Genomic DNA, 3,719 nt, shown 5'->3' on the forward strand with positions numbered 1-3,719 from the left:
AAGCTAAAAACTAAAAACTAAAAGGTTATGTGTTACGGATAAACAAGAAGAAGTACTTAAAACTAAAAGCTAAAAACTAAAAGGTTATGTGTTACGGATAAACAAGAAGAAGTACTTAAAACTAAAAACTAAAAGTTATGTGTTAAGAATAAACAGATAAACAAATAAACAAATAAACAGTCTTCAGTAAGCAGTCTGTGCTTTGTGCTTGCCTGAATAGAGTTGACTTTTTTTGTTAATTTTTCTCTGCGTTTCTGCGACTCTGCGTTTAAATAAATAAACATAAAGAAGTACTTAAAACTAAAAGCTAAAAACTAAAAACTAAAAGGTTATGTGTTACGGATAAACAAGAAGAAGTACTTAAAACTAAAAGCTAAAAACTAAAAGGTTATGTGTTACGGATAAACAAGAAGAAGTACTTAAAACTAAAAGCTAAAAACTAAAAACTAAAAGGTTATGTGTTACGGATAAACAAGAAGAAGTACTTAAAACTAAAAGCTAAAAACTAAAAACTAAAAGGTTATGTGTTACGGATAAACAAGAAGAAGTACTTAAAGTGCCTAATGTACTTAGAGTTAGTGTATCGGATAAACAGATAAACAAATCACCAAAACTTGTCCGTATGGATAAACAATTCTTCTTTGCGTTCTTTGCGTCTTTGCGTGAAAATATTAACAATTCTTCAAATCGTAAAAAGCAAATCATCATTCATAAATTAAAAACGTTACATTTGCAAGTTTTCAAAAAGAAGCGAAAAATAATGATAGACCTGACAACAGGAAAAGAAAGCAAACGAATATTTTATTTTGCATTACCAATGCTTCTTGGCAACGTGTTCCAGCAACTTTACAATATTGTTGACAGTATCATTATCGGAAAATTTATCGGCAAAGAAGCTCTTGCCGCTGTTGGTTCTTCATTTCCTTTGATTTTTGTTTTAATCTCACTAATAATAGGAACAGCCTCCGGTTCAACAATTATTATTTCTCAATATTTTGGTGCTAAAGACACAAAAAATGTCCAGCGTACTTTTGAAACAATGTCAATATTCCTTTTTATTGCAGCAATTTTAATATCAATAATCGGTGTATCCATAAGCGGTTTTATTCTCGAATTATTAAAAGTCCCTGCCGATGTACTACCTCAAGCAAAAATTTATTTACATATTTACCTTGGTGGAATAATTATGTTCTTTGGATTCAATGGTATATCTGCTGTTTTACGTGGACTTGGAGATTCAAAAACACCTTTGTATTTTCTTATTGGAGCAACTCTTACAAATATTTTTCTTGACTTACTATTTGTTGTTGTTTTTCATTGGGGAATTAAAGGGGTTGCAATAGCAACAATAATATCACAAGGACTTGCTTTTGTTTCTGCAACAATTTACATAAACCGTACTCACACAGTTATTCATTTGTTTTTTAAAAATCTTACATTCGACAAAAAGATATTTTCAAAAAGTATGAGTATCGGTCTTCCTCAAGGATTTCAGCATACTTTCGTTTCACTTGGAATGCTTGCACTTTTGCAAATTGTAAATGATTACGGAACAAATGCAATTGCTGCTTACACAGTTGCAGGACGTATTGATATGATAGCTGCCATGCCTGCAATGAATTTCGGAATGGCATTATCAACTTTTGTAGGACAAAATATAGGAGCAAAAAAACTTGAAAGAGTCAAAAAAGGTTTTAAAGCAACCTTATTAATGACCTCTGTTATTGCAATATCAACAGCTATTATTATCAACCTTTTTAGTAAAACAATAATGGGATTTTTTACTAATGATGTTGAAGTAATTAGAATCGGGGTAGAATATCTTGGTATAGTAAGTTTCTTTTATCTCATTTTTGCTTTAATGTTTGTTTCAAACGGTGTAATGAGAGGTGCCGGAGATACATTTATTCCTATGCTTATTACATTATTTTCATTATGGGTTATTCGTGTTCCTGCTTCATATTTTTTATCACAGCATTTTGGCGAAATTGGAATCTGGTGGGGAATACCTACCGGCTGGTGTTTTGGGGCAGGCTTTTCTTACATTTATTACTTAACAGGAAGGTGGAAACGTAAAGTAGTGATTTAGTAATTGAAAGTAACAGGATGCAAGAACTCAGGATGCAAGAACTCAGGATGCAAGATTCAGGATGCCCAGACGGGCGAACTTCGTGTCGCAAGATGCAATAAATATAATAAGAAACTATAGGGGAGTTTGGCATTTCAGCACTCCAAATTTTCAATCTACTACTATGTTTCTTAATTGCTATCATCTTTATTTTTAGCACTATCTGCCAAATGCACTATATTTTTTGTTAGCAAACGTTATTCTTGCTTTTCACCATTTTTATAGCTTAAGGTTTTAGTTAAAACTCCGTTTTTATCATATTCCTTTACTGTACCATTCCCATTAATCAAAGTGCCTTTATCAAGGCTATTTCCTTTGTTGTCTTTACAAGTGAGAATCTTCATTAATTTACCTTCTTGCCATAGTATAATTCTGTAAACCTTAGCATTTTTGTGATAATTTTTCGATTCGCCAGTTTCTTTCCCATTTTCAAAATTTCCAATTCCTTTTAATTGTCCGTTATCGTGATAGGTTTTCCATTTGCCAGTTAATTTCCCATTTTCATAGTTTCCAATAACTTCTAATTGTCCGTTATCGTGATAATTTTTCCATTCGCCAGTTTCTTTCCCATTTTCAAAATTTCCAATTCCTTTTAATTGTCCGTTATCGTGATAGGTTTTCCATTTGCCAGTTCCTTCCCCATTTTCATAGTTTCCAATAAATTCTAATTGTCCGTTATCGTGATAATTTTTCCATTTGCCAGTTAATTTCCCATTTTCAAGATTTCCAATTCCTTTTAATTGTCCGTTTTCTAAATAGAATTTAAATTCACCAGTTTTTTCCCCATTTTCAAAATTTCCAATAAATTTTAATTGTCCATTTTCGTAATAGTATTTACATTCGCCAGTTTCTTCCCCATTTTCATAATTTCCAATAAATTTTAATTGTCCGTTTTCGTAGTAGTATTTCCATTCGCCAGTTTCTTCTCCATTTTCAATGTTTCCAGTTTTTTCTAATTGTCCGTTATCATAGTATGATTTAGATACTTTTTGTGCAAATGAAAATTGCATAAATATTATCGAAAATAATATTGTTGTAATTATTCTTTTTCTCATAACTTATATATTTTTAATTGTTTTTTCTTTTGTCTTCTGTTCTATCATGTTACTCTATCTTTAAAATTAAACCCAACGCCAGTTTGTCTAATAACCCTAACCACCGATTAAATTTTTGTCAAATATAAGAACATTTCTGCTTTGCTCAAAAATAATTGCTTTTTTAGGTTCATTTTTATTAATCGTTTAAAATAGCTTATTTTTTCTACCAACTGCCTTTATATTGCGTAAAACATTGAAACAAAACATCTTATATACTCTTCCATATTTTTAAACCCCAATATTGTTATTAGCCTTCTTAAATTATATACTGTGAACATTAATCCTACATCGGCTTCTGCTCTTTTTATATATTTCTTTGTTAGAATATAATTATGGTTCATCTCAATAATGGATACTTAGCATGATATAAATTAGAAATATTACTTTAAAATTTAACTTTACTCAAAGTTCATCATTTATTAAAATTACATATAAGCAGTGTGTAACTTTTGGTTTCGCCCGCCTGTCGAGCCTTGGCAGGCAGGCTCAACAAC

2 protein-coding genes are annotated in these 3,719 nt (G+C 30.8%); one reads left to right on the plus strand and one right to left on the minus strand.

Features of this window, described 5'->3' with window-relative positions; translation table 11 throughout:
- Positions 1-622 precede the first annotated feature (622 nt).
- Positions 623-2,089, plus strand: coding sequence for an MATE family efflux transporter (locus U9R42_05390; protein ID MEA3495453.1), 1,467 nt, complete (start codon positions 623-625; stop codon positions 2,087-2,089).
- 236 nt (positions 2,090-2,325) lie between these two features.
- Here the strand turns inward: U9R42_05390 and U9R42_05395 are convergent, their stop codons facing one another.
- Positions 2,326-3,183, minus strand: a complete 858-nt coding sequence (locus U9R42_05395) for a toxin-antitoxin system YwqK family antitoxin (protein MEA3495454.1) — start codon at positions 3,181-3,183, stop codon at positions 2,326-2,328.
- Positions 3,184-3,719 lie beyond the last annotated feature (536 nt).

Source organism: Bacteroidota bacterium (genome assembly GCA_034723125.1).
GTDB lineage: Bacteria > Bacteroidota > Bacteroidia > CAILMK01 > JAAYUY01 > JAYEOP01.

Coding starts and splice junctions, on each gene's coding strand:
- U9R42_05390 (MEA3495453.1), top strand. CDS start 623: ATGGATAAACAATTCTTCTTTGCGTTCTTTGCGTCTTTGCGTGAAAAT.
- U9R42_05395 (MEA3495454.1), bottom strand. CDS start 3,183: ATGAGAAAAAGAATAATTACAACAATATTATTTTCGATAATATTTATG.